At 61.5% G+C, this 15006-nt stretch carries 12 protein-coding genes; 6 read left to right on the top strand and 6 right to left on the bottom strand.

Annotation, left to right across the window (positions count from 1 at the left end; genetic code table 11):
* Positions 1-130 precede the first annotated feature (130 nt).
* Positions 131-568, bottom strand: coding sequence for a hypothetical protein (locus ABX75_RS27400; RefSeq protein ID WP_034096472.1), 438 nt, complete (start codon positions 566-568; stop codon positions 131-133).
* A 105-nt stretch (positions 569-673) separates the two neighbouring features.
* On the opposite strand from ABX75_RS27400, the gene ABX75_RS27405 reads away from it, so the two are divergent.
* Complete coding sequence (locus ABX75_RS27405) at positions 674-1114, top strand: universal stress protein (RefSeq protein WP_034096471.1); 441 nt, start codon at positions 674-676, stop codon at positions 1112-1114.
* A gap of 118 nt (positions 1115-1232) precedes the next feature.
* Here the strand turns inward: ABX75_RS27405 and ABX75_RS27410 are convergent, their stop codons facing one another.
* A complete protein-coding gene (locus ABX75_RS27410; RefSeq protein WP_047883074.1) occupies positions 1233-3152 on the bottom strand; it encodes an ATP-binding cassette domain-containing protein in 1920 nt (639 codons plus the stop codon).
* A gap of 213 nt (positions 3153-3365) precedes the next feature.
* On the opposite strand from ABX75_RS27410, the gene ABX75_RS27415 reads away from it, so the two are divergent.
* Positions 3366-5294 (top strand): transglycosylase SLT domain-containing protein, encoded by a 1929-nt coding sequence (locus ABX75_RS27415; protein ID WP_034096469.1) that lies wholly within the window; start codon positions 3366-3368, stop codon positions 5292-5294.
* A 131-nt stretch (positions 5295-5425) separates the two neighbouring features.
* Here ABX75_RS27415 and ABX75_RS27420 read toward each other — a convergent pair whose 3' ends face one another.
* Positions 5426-7204 carry an ABC transporter transmembrane domain-containing protein gene (locus ABX75_RS27420; protein ID WP_169867558.1) on the bottom strand — a complete coding sequence of 593 codons (1779 nt, stop codon included), beginning with the start codon at positions 7202-7204 and terminating at the stop codon, positions 5426-5428.
* Between the two features lie 236 nt (positions 7205-7440).
* Between ABX75_RS27420 and ABX75_RS29535 the strand changes: the two genes are divergently transcribed.
* Entirely contained in the window at positions 7441-7614 is a 174-nt protein-coding gene (locus ABX75_RS29535) for a PA1571 family protein (RefSeq protein ID WP_047883075.1), read from the top strand.
* A 58-nt stretch (positions 7615-7672) separates the two neighbouring features.
* On the opposite strand, the gene pdxB is transcribed toward ABX75_RS29535, so the two are convergent.
* The gene (pdxB, locus tag ABX75_RS27430) at positions 7673-8815 is read right to left on the bottom strand and encodes a 4-phosphoerythronate dehydrogenase PdxB (protein WP_047883076.1); all 1143 of its coding nucleotides are present in this window, start codon (positions 8813-8815) and stop codon (positions 7673-7675) included.
* Positions 8816-8955: 140 nt separating this feature from the next.
* Between pdxB and ABX75_RS27435 the strand changes: the two genes are divergently transcribed.
* Positions 8956-10350 (top strand): MATE family efflux transporter, encoded by a 1395-nt coding sequence (locus ABX75_RS27435; protein ID WP_034096465.1) that lies wholly within the window; start codon positions 8956-8958, stop codon positions 10348-10350.
* On the opposite strand, the gene tusA is transcribed toward ABX75_RS27435, so the two are convergent.
* Positions 10347-10592, bottom strand: a complete 246-nt coding sequence (tusA, locus tag ABX75_RS27440) for a sulfurtransferase TusA (RefSeq protein ID WP_034096464.1) — start codon at positions 10590-10592, stop codon at positions 10347-10349. The two genes, ABX75_RS27435 and tusA, sit on opposite strands and share 4 nt — an antisense overlap.
* A gap of 132 nt (positions 10593-10724) precedes the next feature.
* On the bottom strand, positions 10725-11801 hold the full coding sequence (gene rlmM / locus ABX75_RS27445; protein WP_047883077.1) for a 23S rRNA (cytidine(2498)-2'-O)-methyltransferase RlmM: 1077 nt from the start codon (positions 11799-11801) through the stop codon (positions 10725-10727).
* 196 nt (positions 11802-11997) lie between these two features.
* On the opposite strand from rlmM, the gene acnA reads away from it, so the two are divergent.
* Both acnA and ABX75_RS30145 read left to right on the top strand, forming a co-directional pair.
* Positions 11998-14739: an aconitate hydratase AcnA gene (gene acnA / locus ABX75_RS27450; protein ID WP_047883078.1), complete on the top strand. Its 2742-nt coding sequence runs from the start codon at positions 11998-12000 to the stop codon at positions 14737-14739.
* 98 nt (positions 14740-14837) lie between these two features.
* On the top strand, positions 14838-15006 hold a 169-nt coding region (locus ABX75_RS30145), incomplete at its 3' end, for a transposase (RefSeq protein ID WP_047881627.1).

Consider the following 15006-nt stretch of genomic DNA (forward strand, 5'->3'; position numbering starts at 1 on the left):
TCTTTTCGGTCACTTGTTTGACCGCCTGGATTTTGAATTCTTCGGGATATCGCTGGTTGCTCATGGCACCTCCTAATGGGCCTCATTTTAAGGCTTGGAGGTGTCTACGAAACTAGGGGCGATTCAGGGTTCAGGCCAGCGCCTTGAGCAACGCGTCGATGTCCTTCAAGACACTGGCATCGCCCTTCTCACCCCAATACAAGGCAATCATTTGCTTGTCGGCTTCGACTTTGTAGACGTTGGCCGGCAACGTTGAAAAATGCGGCAACAACTTCTCATCTACGCAGTTTTCTCGCCATTGGTTAACCCACACCCCCGGCTCCAGTTGCCAGTAACTCCAAATGGCCGGCGTGGCGCCGCGTCGTGGCCGGCAGTACTGGGCGCAAGGGCTCGGCGGCTCTTGCTTGAGCCAGTGCGGCCACTCCTGGGGCGCCAACTGCATGGCCAACCCCATGCGGCGCGCCTCCATGCGCAAGGCCATGCGCCCGCTCTGGTGACGCGACGGGCGCAGCCATGCCAGGGGGCTCAATACCACCACAAGGATTGACACCACTATCCAGACCGTCATATGTGTACTCCCGATTTTTCTGATGAGCGGATTTGACCTGACGCAACCCCATCCGCTTGAAACCAGCCATACTTAATTTATTGCAGTCCTCTGGAGGAACGCCTCATGTCATACGAACATATTCTGGTCGCCGTAGATCTGACCGAAGAGTGCGATCCAGTGATCAAGCGCGCCCGGGCTTTCGCGGTCGCCAGCGGCGCCAAACTGTCCCTCGTGCATATCGTCGAACCCATGGCCATGGCCTTCGGCGGCGATGTTCCGATGGACCTGTCCCAACTGCAGCAACAACAGTTCGACCAGGCCAAAGAACGTCTCGACCGCCTGATAGCCAAATACCCGGAAGTGACCAAAGAAAACTCACACCTGACCTACGGCCAGCCGCGCCAGGAGATCCACCACCTCGCCAAGGAGCAAGGCTGTGACCTGATCGTGGTCGGCAGCCATGGCCGTCACGGCCTGGCGCTGCTGCTGGGCTCCACCGCCAATGATGTGCTGCACGGCGCGCCGTGCGATGTGCTGGCGGTGAAGCTGGTAAAAAGCGCCTAGGACCGATGCAGAGCTAATCTGGGAGGGAGCAAGCCCTTCCCCATTTGAACCGCATTTCATATGAAAAAAGCCCGGCGCCCCCATCAGGGCGCCGGGCTTTTTACTGCACCAAGGTCACTCAGGCATCCAGCTCGGCCCAACGCTCGACCAACGCTTCCAGCTCCTGATTCAACGTCTCCAGAGAAGCAATGACCTTGGCGGTTTCTGCCGCAGGACGCAGGTAGAAACCTGCGTCAGCCATTTGCGCCTCTACTGCAGCGATCTGCTGCTCCTTGGCCTCGATATCCCCCGGCAAAGCTTCCAGCTCGCGCTGCAATTTGTAGCTGAGCTTTTTCTTGGCCGCTGGTGCGGCTTCCTGCGCGGGTGCTGGCGCGGCCACCGGCGTAACCACCGCCGAGTTCAAGTCGGCCTTGCCGGATTTGCTTTCGGTCACGCCCAGCAGACGCGGCGAGCCGCCCTGGCGTAGCCAGTCCTGATAGCCACCGACATATTCGCGCACCTTGCCTTCGCCTTCGAAGACCAGGGTACTGGTCACCACGTTGTCGAGGAATGCCCGGTCGTGGCTGACCATCAGCACGGTGCCGTTGAAGGTCAGCAGCACCTCCTCCAGCAGTTCGAGGGTTTCCACGTCCAGGTCGTTGGTCGGTTCGTCGAGCACCAGCAGGTTCGCCGGTTTGCTGAACAATTTGGCCAGCAGCAGACGCGCACGCTCACCACCGGACAAGGCTTTTACCGGCGTACGCGCACGCTGCGGGCTGAACAGGAAATCACCGAGGTAACTGAGTACGTGGCGGCTCTGGCCGTCGATATCGATAAAGTCACGGCCTTCGGCCACGTTATCGATCACGGTCTTTTCCAGGTCCAGCTGGTGGCGCAGTTGGTCGAAATAAGCCACATCGATACGCGTGCCTTCGGCCACAGTACCGCTGGTCGGTTGCAGACCGCTGAGCATCAGCTTGAGCAGCGTGGTTTTGCCGGTACCGTTGGCGCCGAGCAGGCCGATCCGGTCGCCGCGCTGCAGGACCATCGAGAAGTCCTTGATCAGGAACGGGCCGTCCGGGTGATGGAAGCTGACGTTCTCCAGCACCATCACTTGCTTGCCCGACTTGTCGGCGGTATCCAGCTGGATATTGGCTTTGCCGGTGCGCTCGCGACGTTCGCTGCGCTCCACGCGCAAGGCTTTCAGCGCCCGTACGCGACCTTCGTTACGGGTGCGACGCGCCTTGATGCCCTGGCGGATCCAGACTTCTTCCTGAGCCAGTTTCTTGTCGAACAAGGCGTTGGCGGTTTCTTCGGCGGCCAGTGCGGCTTCCTTGTGTACCAGGAAGCTGGCGTAGTCGCCGTTCCAGTCGATCAGGCCACCACGGTCCAGTTCGAGGATGCGGGTTGCCAGGTTTTGCAGGAAAGAACGGTCGTGGGTGATAAACAGCACGGCGCCCTGGAAATCCTTCAGGGCCTCTTCCAACCAGGCAATGGCGCCGATGTCCAAGTGGTTGGTCGGTTCGTCGAGCAGCAGCAGATCCGGTTCGGACACCAGCGCCTGGGCCAGCAACACCCGGCGACGCCAGCCGCCGGATAATTCGGCGAGGGTCTTGTCGGCCGGCAGTTGCAGGCGGCTCAGGGTGCTGTCCACCAGCTGCTGCAAGCGCCAGCCATCACGGGCTTCGAGGTCTTGCTGGACGTGCATCAGCTTGTCCAGGTCTTCCTCGGTGACGCAGTTCTGCGCCAGATGATGGTACTCGGCGAGCAGTGCGCCGACGCCGTCCAGGCCTTCGGCAACCACGTCGAACACTGTCCGTCCGTCGGCCACCGGCAATTCCTGGGGCAATTCGCCGATCTTCAGGCCCGGGGCGCGCCACACGGAGCCGTCGTCGGGCTTCTGATCGCCTTTGACCAGCTTCATCATGCTGGACTTGCCGGTGCCGTTGCGGCCGATGATGCACACCCGCTCACCACGGGCGATCTGCCAGGACACCTTGTCCAACAACGGCATAGCGCCGAAAGCAAGGGACACATCGCTGAATTTGAGCAGGGTCATACGCTTCTCCAAAAACTGGGCGCGCATTCTACCTGAGTTGAGGGTGGGATGCGGCTGGCATTTTCGTTGTTGACACGTTCTGTAGGACATTTGCAGCGAACTTGCAGGAACCATCCTGCAAAGCTTTCACGGGCCGCTGGCAAAAGGCTAAGCTAGGGGCAATCAGCGTCGGCGGTGCCGGTGCTAGTCGTGATTTCTCTGCACGGACGTCTCATGCGCAGTCGCCTTTTCAACTTTTTATCCTGTCTGCTTCTTTCCGCCACCGCCGTTCAATCCGCCCAGGCTGTGGACCTCACCACTCAACGTCAATATTACGATGAGGCCAAGCGCGCCCTGGCCAAGGGCGATACCGGCCCTTACATGCAATACAGCCAGGCCCTGGCCGATTATCCGCTGACGCCGTACCTGGCCTACGACGAGCTGACCGCACGCCTGAAGAGCGCCAGCAACGAAGAAATCGAACAATTCCTCGCCAAAAACGGCGACCTGCCCCAGGCCAACTGGATGAAGCTGCGCTGGTTGCGCTGGCTGGCCGAGCGTGGTGACTGGCAGACCTTTGAAAAGTACTACGACCCCAAGCTCAATTTCGTCGAGCTGGACTGCCTGCACGGCCAATACCAACTCACTCACAACCTGAAAGCCGAAGGCTACAAAACCGCCGAAAAACTCTGGATGACCGGCAAATCCCAACCGGCCGCCTGTGATGTGACTTTTGGCCAGTGGGCCGCCGACGGCCAACTCACCGAACAGAAAATCTGGGACCGCGCCAAGCTCGCCGCCGAAGCGCGCAATTACGCGCTGGCCAACAGCCTGGTAAAAACCCTGCCGACCCTGGGCGCCCAAGGCCGTTTGATGGTGGACGTAGCGCAGAAGCCCGACATGCTCAGTGACCCGTCGCGCTTCCTGCCGGCTACCGAGGCGATGTCCGACGCCGTGGGCTTGGGCCTGCGTCGCCTGGCCCGTCAGGACCCTGACAAGGCCATGGCGCTGCTCGATGGCTATGCCAGTAGCATGCACTTCTCCCGTGACGAAAAAGTCGCGATCGCCCGCGAAATTGGCCTGACCCTGGCCAAACGCTTCGACCCGCGCGCCCTTGAGGTGATGACCAAATACGACCCGGAACTGCGCGACAATACGGTCTCCGAATGGCGCCTGCGCCTACTGTTGCGCCTGGCGCGCTGGGAAGATGCCTACCAGCTGACCCGCAAACTCCCGCAGGACCTGGCCACCAGCAACCGCTGGCGCTACTGGCAGGCCCGCAGCCTGGAATTGGCCGAGCCGAAAAACCCGCAGGCGTTGGTGCTGTACAAAAACCTCGCCCAGGAACGGGACTTTTATGGCTTCCTGGCCGCCGACCGTTCCAAAGCGCCTTATCAGTTGAAAAACAAGCCGCTGCTGATGAGCCAGGCGCTGGTCAACAAGGTGCGCAATACGCCTGGCGTGCGCCGCGCCCTGGAGTTCTACGCGCGCGGGCAAATCGTCGACGGCCGCCGCGAGTGGTATCACGTCAGCCGTCACTTCAACCGTGACGAGATGGTCGCCCAAGCCAAACTGGCCTACGACATGAAGTGGTACTTCCCGGCCATCCGCACCATCAGCCAAGCCCAGTACTGGGATGACTTGGATATTCGTTTCCCGATGGCCCACCGCGACACCCTGGTGCGCGAAGCCAAGGTACGCGGGCTGCATTCAAGCTGGGTGTTCGCCATTACCCGCCAGGAAAGCGCCTTTATGGACGATGCCCGCTCCGGCGTCGGAGCCAGCGGCCTGATGCAACTGATGCCCGGCACCGCCAAGGACACCGCGCGCAAATTCAGCATTCCGCTGGCCTCCCCGTCTCAGGTGCTGGACCCGGACAAGAATATCCAACTGGGCGCCGCTTACCTGAGCCAAGTGCACAGCCAGTTCAACGGCAACCGCGTCCTCGCCTCCGCCGCCTACAACGCCGGCCCCGGCCGCGTGCGCCAGTGGCTGCGCGGGGCCGACCACTTGAGTTTCGACGTGTGGGTGGAGAGCATCCCGTTCGACGAAACCCGACAATACGTACAGAACGTGCTGTCTTATTCGGTGATCTACGGGCAGAAGCTCAACTCGCCACAGCCATTGGTGGATTGGCATGAGCGGTATTTTGATGATCAGTGAAGGCTGAAGCAGCAACCCGCTCAAGCGTGAAGATAAGTGCCCGTATTGGAAGATACGGGCATTTTTTATGGAGTGTGGATTCCAGTAGCTCCCCTCCTGTGGAATGGGAGCTGATCACCGCTAACAATCGACTAGCTGGCCGATTCTTCCCCATCACTGAACTGCAACGCCGCCAACCGCGCATACAGCGGGTTACTCGCGATCAACTGCTGATGGGTGCCCACCGCCATCAGTTTTCCTTGATCCATCACGGCAATTCGATCGGCGTTCTTCACCGTGGCCAGCCGGTGGGCGATGACCAGGGTGGTGCGCCCTTGCATGAGTTGCGGCAGGGCCTGTTGGATCAGGTGTTCGCTCTGGGCATCGAGGGCGCTGGTGGCTTCGTCCAGCAGCAGGATCGGCGCGTCCACCAACAGCGCGCGGGCGATGGCCAGGCGTTGGCGTTGGCCGCCGGAAAGGCCCTGACCGCCGTCGCCGAGGTGCGTCTGATAACCATCGGGCATTTGCAGAATGAAGTCGTGGGCATGGGCAATGCGCGCGGCGGCTTCGACTTGCTCGCGTGTGGCATTCGGGTTGCCGTAGCGAATGTTCTCTTCGACGCTGCCGAAAAACAGCGTGGGGCTCTGGGACACCAGGGCGAAGTGGCGGCGCAGGTCCATGGGGTCGAGAGCGGTCAGCGGCTGGCCTTCGAGCAAGATGCGGCCTTGCTGGGGATCGTAGAAGCGCAACAATAGATCGAAAATCGTCGACTTGCCCGCGCCGGACGGCCCGACCAGTGCCAAGGTCTCGCCAGGATTGATCGTCAGCGTCAGGCCATCGATGGCGTAGCTGTCCGGCCGCGACGGGTAGGAAAAACGCAGATCTTGCAGTTCCATGCGACCGCTGACCCGCTCGGGGAGTGGCACGCTGCCAGCAGCTGGTGCTTGGATCTGGTTGGTCGACTGCAACAACTCGGCGATGCGCTCCGCCGCACCGGCGGCGCGCTGCAGTTCGCCGAGCACCTCGCTCAGCGTGCCGACGGCGCTGCCGACGATCAGGCTATAGAACACGAATGCCGCCAGCTCACCACCGGAAATGCGCCCGTTGATCACGTCCATGCCGCCCACCCACAACATCACGCCCACCGCGCCGAGCACCAGCATGATCACCAGGGTAATCAGCCAGGCTCGCTGGGCAATGCGTTTACGCGCAGTACTGAACGCCTGTTCGACGGTGACGGCAAAGCGCTGCTCGTCCTGCACTTGATGGTTGTAGGCCTGCACGGTCTTGATCTGGCCAAGGGTCTCGGCCACATAGCTGCCCACATCGGCAATGCGGTCCTGGCTCTGGCGCGACAAACTGCGCACCCGACGGCCGAAGATCAGAATCGGCGCCAACACCAGCGGCAGCGCCACCACCACGATGCTGGTGAGTTTGGGGTTGGTGACAAACAACAGCACGATGCCGCCGATCACCATCAACCCATTGCGCAGGAACAGCGACAGCGATGAACCGATCACCGACTGCAATAGGGTGGTGTCGGTGGTCAGGCGCGACTGGATTTCCGAGCTGCGGTTGTTTTCATAGAACCCAGGGTGCAGATAGATCAAGTGGTTGAACACCTGCCGCCGGATATCCGCCACCACCCGCTCGCCGATCCACGACACCAGGTAAAAGCGCGCAAAGGTGCCGACCGCCAGGCCCAGCACCAACACCATAAACAGGCCGATGGACTGGTTGAGCAGGTGCGGCGACTGGGTCATGAAGCCCTGATCCACCAGCAGGCGAATGCCCTGCCCCATGGACAAGGTGATGCCGGCGGTGACGATCAGCGCCACCAGGGCACCCAACGCCTGCCAGCGATAGGGCGCGATGAAGCGGCTGGCCAGGCGAATCGCACGGCGTTGACGGACTGAGAGCATGGAAGGCATCACCGGTAAGGAATCTGTAGTTCAACATTGGGGGAACTTGGGCAAATAACAATGAGTCCAGTTAATTATGCCCGTCGATGCTGGCCACTAGAGGCTATCGGTCTAACGCCCGGCTGGAAATCCTTGGCGGTTTCTGTTGGAGTAGGTGTTCGAACCGGTGATCTTGTAAGGAGTTGTAATAGCTCGGTCACGCGGGGGATTTAGAGTAGGTACACAACCTGATGAGGAGACAGGCCATGACCTTGCAACACAGCAGCGATGCCAGAATCGAAGTAATCCGCCAGCCGCAGCAGCTGCCGTGCTGGTATGTCGATGCCGATGGCAACGATGTGCAGATTACCGAAGAGATGATCCAGCAAGCCTGCAGCGCGCTGGAACAGCGACTGGTCAAGCCTGCCAAGCAAGGCTGAAGCGCCCACGCTCTTTCAAACCCGGCCCCGGTGGCCGGGTTTTTTATGCACGGCGTTCCTACAGGGCTTCGGCACCGAGGGCAGTGACCAACTTGGCCAGCGCCGCCGACTCCCCGTTGATCCGCACTTTCAAACCCTCGATCTCGCGGCGCTCCGGGTAGTGCTTGCGCAGCAGGTCAAAGGCCAGACGTTGCTCTTGCACGGTGCCGACCAGGCTACGGCGAAAATCCGCATCGTCACGGCGCGGGTCGTACACGCTGCGGCACAGCGTCGCCAGCGCCCAGGCCGGGTCCGTGGCGGCGTTCAAATGCACTTCGGCCAACCACGGCGGCGGCAGCAGATCACTCAGCTGGATACTCGGCACCTGCCCCAGATAGGTACAAAACGCTTGATAGATCTGCGCCGTACCGCGCTGTTTGCCGTCCAGGCTGTAACCGGCGATATGCGGCGTGGCCAGCACGCATAGATCGGCCAGTGCCACATCGACCTCAGGCTCGCCCTCCCACACATCGAGCACGGCTTGCAGATCTTCACGTTCCAGCAGCACCTCGCGCAGCGCGGCGTTATCCACCACCGGACCGCGGCTGGCATTGATCAGCCACGCGCCGTGCTTGAGCTGGTTGAGGCGCTGACGGTCGAACAAGTGCCAGGTAGCGGCATTGCCGGACTTGATCAACGGCGTGTGCAGGCTGATCACGTCGCACTGCTCGATGATCTGCCCGAGGCTGACGTAATCACCGTCTTCGGCAATCTGGCGCGGCGGGTCGCACACCAGCACGTTCCAGCCCAGGCCCTTGAGCACCTGAACCAACCGCCCGCCCACTTCACCGGCGCCAACCACGCCATAGGTGCGCCGGGTGAGGTCCACCCCTTCGATCTCGGCCAGGGTCTGCAGGCTACCCAGCACATAGTCCACCACGCCGCGGGCGTTGCAACCGGGGGCGCTGGCCCACTGGATACCGGCCTGCTTGAAGTAATCCAGGTCCAAATGGTCGGTGCCGATGGTGCAGGTGCCGACAAAACGCACCGACGAGCCCTCAAGCAAGGCGCGGTTGACGTTGGTCACCGAGCGCACCAACAGCACGTCGGCCTGCTCGACGGTCGCACGGTCGATGGAACGGCCCGGCACTCGGCGAATCTCGCCGAACCCTTGGAAAAACGCGTCGAGCAGCGGGATATTTTCGTCGGCAACAATCAGCATGGCAGGCTCCTTTGGCGGACAGGCAGTGTACAGGGATCGCGGGCCTCGCTTACAAATCCCTAACACAGCTTTTTTCCTGACCATTGCGTCAAGGCGTAGAATCCGCCGTCCTTGCGCACCTTTCGACTGGACACCCGTACGTGAACACTGCCACCGCTCCCCTCACCCGCCCCGCCCGCATCAGCCGGGAGGTGCGCGATCTGTTGACGCTCGCGCTGCCGATCATGATCGGCCAACTGGCGACCACCGCCATGAGCTTTGTCGACGCGGTGATGGCCGGACGCGTCAGCCCCCAGGATCTGGCGGCGGTGGGCCTGGGTAATTCGATCTGGATTCCGGTGTACCTGCTGATGACCGGCACACTGCTGGCCACCACGCCGAAAGTCGCCCAGCGTTACGGCGCCGGTCAGTTCAGCGAGATCGGGCCGTTGGTCCGTCAGTCATTGTGGTTGGCGGTGGTCGTCGGGGCCATCGGCGCATTATTGCTGCTGTGCGCCGAACCGATTTTGCATGCCATGAAGGTGGAACCCGACCTGATCGCGCCGTCCATGGGTTACCTGCACGGCATCGCCGCGGGCATGCCGGCGGTGGCGTTGTATTACGTGTTGCGCTGTTTCAGCGACGGCCTGGGCCGCACCCGGCCAAGCATGGTTATGGGCCTGATCGGCCTGGCGCTGAATATTCCGCTGAACTACATCTTCATCTACGGCCATTTTGGCGTGCCGGCCATGGGCGGCGTAGGCTGCGGCTGGGCCACGGCCATTGCGATGTGGGTGATGATGCTCGGCCTGGCCGGCTGGACGCGCTGGGGCGCCGCCTACCAGAGCAGCGAGTTGTTCAAACGCTTCGATTGGCCGCAATGGGCAGTGATCAAACGCGTGCTGGGCATTGGCTTGCCGATTGGCGTGGCGATCTTTGCCGAATCGAGCATCTTCGCGGTAATCGCCCTGCTGCTCGGCAGCCTGGGCGCCACGGTGGTGTCGGGGCATCAGATCGCGCTGAACGTCAGTTCCCTGGTGTTTATGATCCCCTACTCCCTGAGCATGGCGGTCACCGTGCGCGTCGGCCAGGCTCTGGGCCGTGGCGAGCCGCGTGAAGCGCGCTTCGCCGCCGGGGTCGGCATGGGCACGGCGCTGGCGTATGCGTGCCTGTCCTGCAGTTTGATGCTGCTGTTTCGCGAACAGATCGCAAGCATTTACACCCCAGACCCGGTGGTGATCCATCTGGCGTCCACCTTGATCGTGTTCTCGGCGCTGTTCCAGTTCTCAGACTCGATCCAAGTTACCGCCGCCGGTGCGCTGCGCGGCTACCAAGATACGCGGGTGACCATGGTGCTGACCCTGTTTGCCTATTGGGGCGTGGGATTGCCGGTGGGCTATGCCCTGGGGCTGACCCACTGGCTCGGCGAACCCAGCGGCCCGAGCGGCTTGTGGCAAGGGTTGATCGTGGGTCTGAGCTGCGCGGCGGGGATGTTGCTGATACGCCTGGCGCGTAGCGCGCGCCGGCGCATTCGGGCCGACAAGGCACGGGGTTAATCGGCTTTTTTGCGAATCCAGTACAGGTAGGTGCCGGCCTGCTCCTGCTGCTCCACCAGTTCGTGGTCCAGAAACACACAGAACTTGGGGATGTCGCGACGGGTCGACGGGTCGGTCGCAATCACCTTGAGCAAGCCGCCTGCCGGCAAGTCGCGGATGTGCTGGTGCAGCATCATCACCGGTTCCGGGCAGTTGAGGCCGGTGGCGTCGAGGGTGGCGTCGACGGGCAATTCAAGACTCATATTTCACTCCTAAAACCAGCTCGATTTCCTGTGGGAGCGAGCTTGCTCGCGAAGACGCGGGCACATTCAACATAAATTTCGACAGTTATACCGCTTTCGCGGGCCAGCCCGCTCCCACATTTGGGCGGTGGATCAGCGGGCCTTGGGTTTCTTTACGCTTTCCAGCCGACGCAGGTGGCAGGTCACTTCTTCACGGTCGTGGTACAGCTGCTTACAGCCGATTTCCACACGAACGCCACGCGCCTTGAAGCCTTCCTCGATGCGCTCCAGCAAGCGCTTGACCTCGGCATAGCGCTGTTTCATCGGCAACTTGAGGTTGACCACCGCCTCGCGGCAATACCCTTCGCCAATCCAGGTTTCCAACAGCGCCGCGTTACGCGCGGGTTTCTCGACGATGTCGCAGACCATCCAGTCCACCGGCTGCTTGGGCACGAAAGTGAAACCGTCGGCCATCAGATGCTGCACCAGGCCGGTGTCCATCAAGCTCTCGGCCATGGGGCCGTTGTCGATGGCGGTCACCAGCATGCCACGGTTGACCAACTGCCAGGTCCAGCCACCCGGCGCGGCGCCAAGGTCGACGCCGGTCATGTCGCCATGCAGGCGCTCGTCCCACTGGTCGCGGGGGATAAAGTGGTGCCAAGCCTCTTCCAGCTTCAAGGTTGAGCGGCTGGGGGCTTCGCGGGGGAATTTCAGACGGGGGATGCCCATGGGCCACATCGCCGAGTTGTTCGACTCGGCCAGGCCCATAAACACTTCGCGGCCGCTCTTGAAGGTCAGCAGCAGGCGCGGTTTGCTCGGGTCATCCACCAGCCTGCCGGCATTGAGCAGGGCTTTGCGCAGGTGTACTTCGAATTTCTTGCAGAAGTTGGACAGCTCTTTACCGTCGTTGGTGTCGACCATTTCCAGCCACAGGCTGCCGCACACCGGAAATTCGCGCAGGTGGGCAAGGATCACGCTGATGCGGTCGGTTTCTGGCAAGTCGATAAATACCCCACGCGCCCATTGCCGCGGGAAGATCAGCTCGGCAAAGCGCTGGCCGTGCATCAAGCGCTGGGCGCCGTCTTCTTCGGTGCAGACAAATTCGGCGCAGGCGCTGCCGGTCTTGGCCTTGGCGTAGCCGGACACGTTCAGGCGCGCGGCGTGTTCCGCGATCTCGGAACAGACTTCGCCTTCAAACCCTGGGCGGCAGTGCATAAAAAGGGTGTTCATCAACTCTCCTGGTGACTCGACGGACCTTGCGCTATCGCAATGTCTGTCATGAAAACGCGCGCATGATAGCCGAGTTCGGAACCTTGGACTTCACCATAGAGTCCAGTTATTAGCCTGCTAATGAAAACAGCGCTAGCTTTAAAGCTCTGTTCGTCCCGTCAGGTCCGTAGCCGTGCGGACCATAAGGAGTCGTGTCATGTCATCGCTTGATAGCCTGAGAACCCTTAAGACCCTTGAAATAGACAGCAAGACCTACCATTACTTCAGCCTGCCGGAAGCCGCCAAGAGCCTGGGTGACCTCGATAAGCTGCCGATGTCGCTCAAAGTGCTGCTGGAGAACCTGCTGCGCTGGGAAGACAACAAAACGGTCACCGGCGCCGACCTCAAGGCCATCGCCGCCTGGCTCAAAGAGCGCCAGTCCGACCGCGAGATCCAGTACCGCCCCGCCCGCGTGCTGATGCAAGACTTTACCGGCGTACCCGCCGTGGTCGACCTGGCCGCCATGCGCGCCGCCGTGGCCAAGGCCGGTGGCGACCCGCAGCGCATCAACCCGCTCTCTCCCGTCGATTTGGTGATCGACCATTCGGTGATGGTCGACAAGTTCGGCAATGCCGACGCCTTCGAGCAGAACGTCGACATCGAAATGCAGCGCAACGGCGAACGCTATGCCTTCCTGCGTTGGGGCCAGAGCGCCTTCGACAACTTCAGCGTGGTGCCGCCGGGCACCGGCATTTGCCACCAGGTCAACCTCGAATACCTGGGCCGCACGGTCTGGACCAAAGACGAAGACGGCCGCACTTATGCGTTCCCCGACACCCTGGTGGGCACCGACTCCCACACCACCATGATCAACGGCCTGGGCGTGCTCGGCTGGGGCGTGGGTGGTATCGAAGCAGAGGCGGCGATGCTCGGCCAGCCGGTGTCGATGCTTATCCCCGAAGTGATCGGCTTCAAGCTCACCGGCAAACTCAAGGAAGGCATCACCGCCACCGACCTGGTGCTGACGGTGACCCAGATGCTGCGCAAGAAAGGCGTGGTGGGTAAGTTCGTCGAGTTCTATGGCGACGGCCTGGCCGACCTGCCCCTGGCGGACCGCGCCACTATCGCCAACATGGCCCCGGAATACGGCGCCACTTGCGGCTTTTTCCCGGTCGATGAAGTGACCCTGGACTACCTGCGCCTCTCGGGCCGTCCGACAGAAACCGTCAAACTGGTCGAGGCGTACACCAAGGCCCAAGGCCTGTGGCGTCACGCGGGCCAGGAGCCGGTGTTCACCGACAGCCTGGCCCTGGACATGGGCAGCGTCGAAGCCAGCCTGGCCGGGCCGAAGCGTCCCCAGGACCGGGTGGCGCTGCCGAATGTCGGCCAGGCATTCAGCGACTTTCTCGACCTGCAATTCAAACCCACCAATAAAGAAGAAGGTCGCCTGGAAAGCGAAGGCGGCGGCGGTGTCGCCGTAGGCAATGCCGACCTGGTGGGTGAAGCCGATTACGACTTCGACGGTCAGACCTATCGCCTGAAAAACGGCGCCGTGGTGATCGCCGCGATCACCTCCTGCACCAACACCTCTAACCCCAGCGTGATGATGGCCGCCGGCCTGGTGGCCAAGAAGGCCGTGGAAAGAGGCCTGACGCGCAAACCCTGGGTGAAAAGCTCCCTGGCGCCCGGCTCCAAAGTGGTCACCGACTACTACAAGGCCGCAGGGCTCACGCAATACTTGGACAAGCTCGGTTTCGATCTGGTGGGTTATGGCTGCACCACCTGCATCGGTAACTCCGGGCCCTTGCCCGAGCCGATCGAAAAAGCCATCCAGAAAGCCGACCTCACCGTGGCATCGGTTTTGTCCGGCAACCGCAACTTCGAAGGCCGCGTGCATCCGCTGGTGAAAACCAACTGGCTGGCATCGCCGCCCCTGGTAGTGGCCTACGCCCTGGCGGGCACCGTGCGCATCGATATCAGCAGCGAGCCGTTGGGTAACGACCAGCAGGGCAACCCGGTATACCTCAAGGACATTTGGCCCAGCAGCCAGGAAATCGCCGACGCCGTGGCCCAGGTCAGCACTGGCATGTTCCACAAGGAGTACGCCGAAGTGTTTGCCGGGGATGAGCAATGGCAGGCCATTGAGGTGCCACAAGCCGCCACCTATGTGTGGCAGAAAGACTCGACCTACATCCAGCACCCGCCGTTCTTCGACGACATTGCCGGGCCGCTGCCGGTCATCAAGGACGTCAAAGGTGCGAACGTGCTGGCGTTGTTGGGGGATTCGGTGACAACCGACCACATCTCCCCCGCCGGTAATATCAAGGTCGACAGCCCAGCCGGCCGCTACCTGCGCGAACAGGGCGTGGAACCGCGCGACTTCAACTCCTACGGCTCACGTCGGGGCAACCATGAAGTGATGATGCGCGGCACCTTTGCCAATATCCGCATCCGCAACGAAATGCTCGGCGGCGAGGAAGGTGGCAATACGCTGTATATCCCCACTGGCGAGAAGATGGCGATCTACGACGCCGCGATGAAATACCAGGCTACAGGCACGCCGCTGGTGGTGATCGCCGGGCAGGAATACGGCACCGGCTCCAGCCGCGACTGGGCGGCCAAGGGCACCAATCTGCTGGGAGTCAAAGCGGTGATTGCCGAGAGTTTCGAGCGCATCCACCGCTCCAACCTGGTGGGCATGGGCGTGTTGCCGTTGCAGTTCAAGCTGGATCAGAACCGCAAGGCGCTCAAACTCACCGGTAAGGAGAAGATCGATATTCTGGGGCTGAGCGACGTGGAGATCGTGCCACGTATGAACCTGACGCTGGTGATTACCCGGGAGGATGGCAGCACGGAGAAGGTCGAGGTGCTGTGCCGGATCGATACCTTGAATGAAGTGGAGTACTTCAAGTCGGGGGGAATTCTGCACTATGTGCTGCGGCAGCTGATTGCCTCTTAAGAACACAGGAGATCAAATGTGGGAGGGGGCTTGCCCCCGATGGCGGTATGAAGTGCGCCCCAAAAGTTGGACACCTATCCAACTCCTGGGGCTTTTTCATGAGCAAGTACACGACGCAGTTCAAGCTTTCCGCCATTACGGCTTTTCTTGAACGAGGCCGGGGTTTTCGCCGTATCGCCGCTCAATTTCAAATGGACCCCACCTTGCTTCGCCGTTGGGTGGAGGCTTACCGGCTGCACGGTGAGGCCAGCCTGAGCAGTGCCGGTT

Origin of the sequence: Pseudomonas sp. ARP3 (genome assembly GCF_001029595.1) — a bacterium.
GTDB classification, from domain to species: domain Bacteria; phylum Pseudomonadota; class Gammaproteobacteria; order Pseudomonadales; family Pseudomonadaceae; genus Aquipseudomonas; species Aquipseudomonas rhodesiae.

Coding starts and splice junctions, on each gene's coding strand:
- ABX75_RS27420 (WP_169867558.1), bottom strand. CDS start 7,204: ATGCCTTCCATGCTCTCAGTCCGTCAACGCCGTGCGATTCGCCTGGCC.
- ABX75_RS29535 (WP_047883075.1), top strand. CDS start 7,441: ATGACCTTGCAACACAGCAGCGATGCCAGAATCGAAGTAATCCGCCAG.
- ABX75_RS27405 (WP_034096471.1), top strand. CDS start 674: ATGTCATACGAACATATTCTGGTCGCCGTAGATCTGACCGAAGAGTGC.
- rlmM (WP_047883077.1), bottom strand. CDS start 11,801: ATGAACACCCTTTTTATGCACTGCCGCCCAGGGTTTGAAGGCGAAGTC.
- ABX75_RS27410 (WP_047883074.1), bottom strand. CDS start 3,152: ATGACCCTGCTCAAATTCAGCGATGTGTCCCTTGCTTTCGGCGCTATG.
- ABX75_RS27415 (WP_034096469.1), top strand. CDS start 3,366: ATGCGCAGTCGCCTTTTCAACTTTTTATCCTGTCTGCTTCTTTCCGCC.
- ABX75_RS27400 (WP_034096472.1), bottom strand. CDS start 568: ATGACGGTCTGGATAGTGGTGTCAATCCTTGTGGTGGTATTGAGCCCC.
- pdxB (WP_047883076.1), bottom strand. CDS start 8,815: ATGCTGATTGTTGCCGACGAAAATATCCCGCTGCTCGACGCGTTTTTC.
- acnA (WP_047883078.1), top strand. CDS start 11,998: ATGTCATCGCTTGATAGCCTGAGAACCCTTAAGACCCTTGAAATAGAC.
- tusA (WP_034096464.1), bottom strand. CDS start 10,592: ATGAGTCTTGAATTGCCCGTCGACGCCACCCTCGACGCCACCGGCCTC.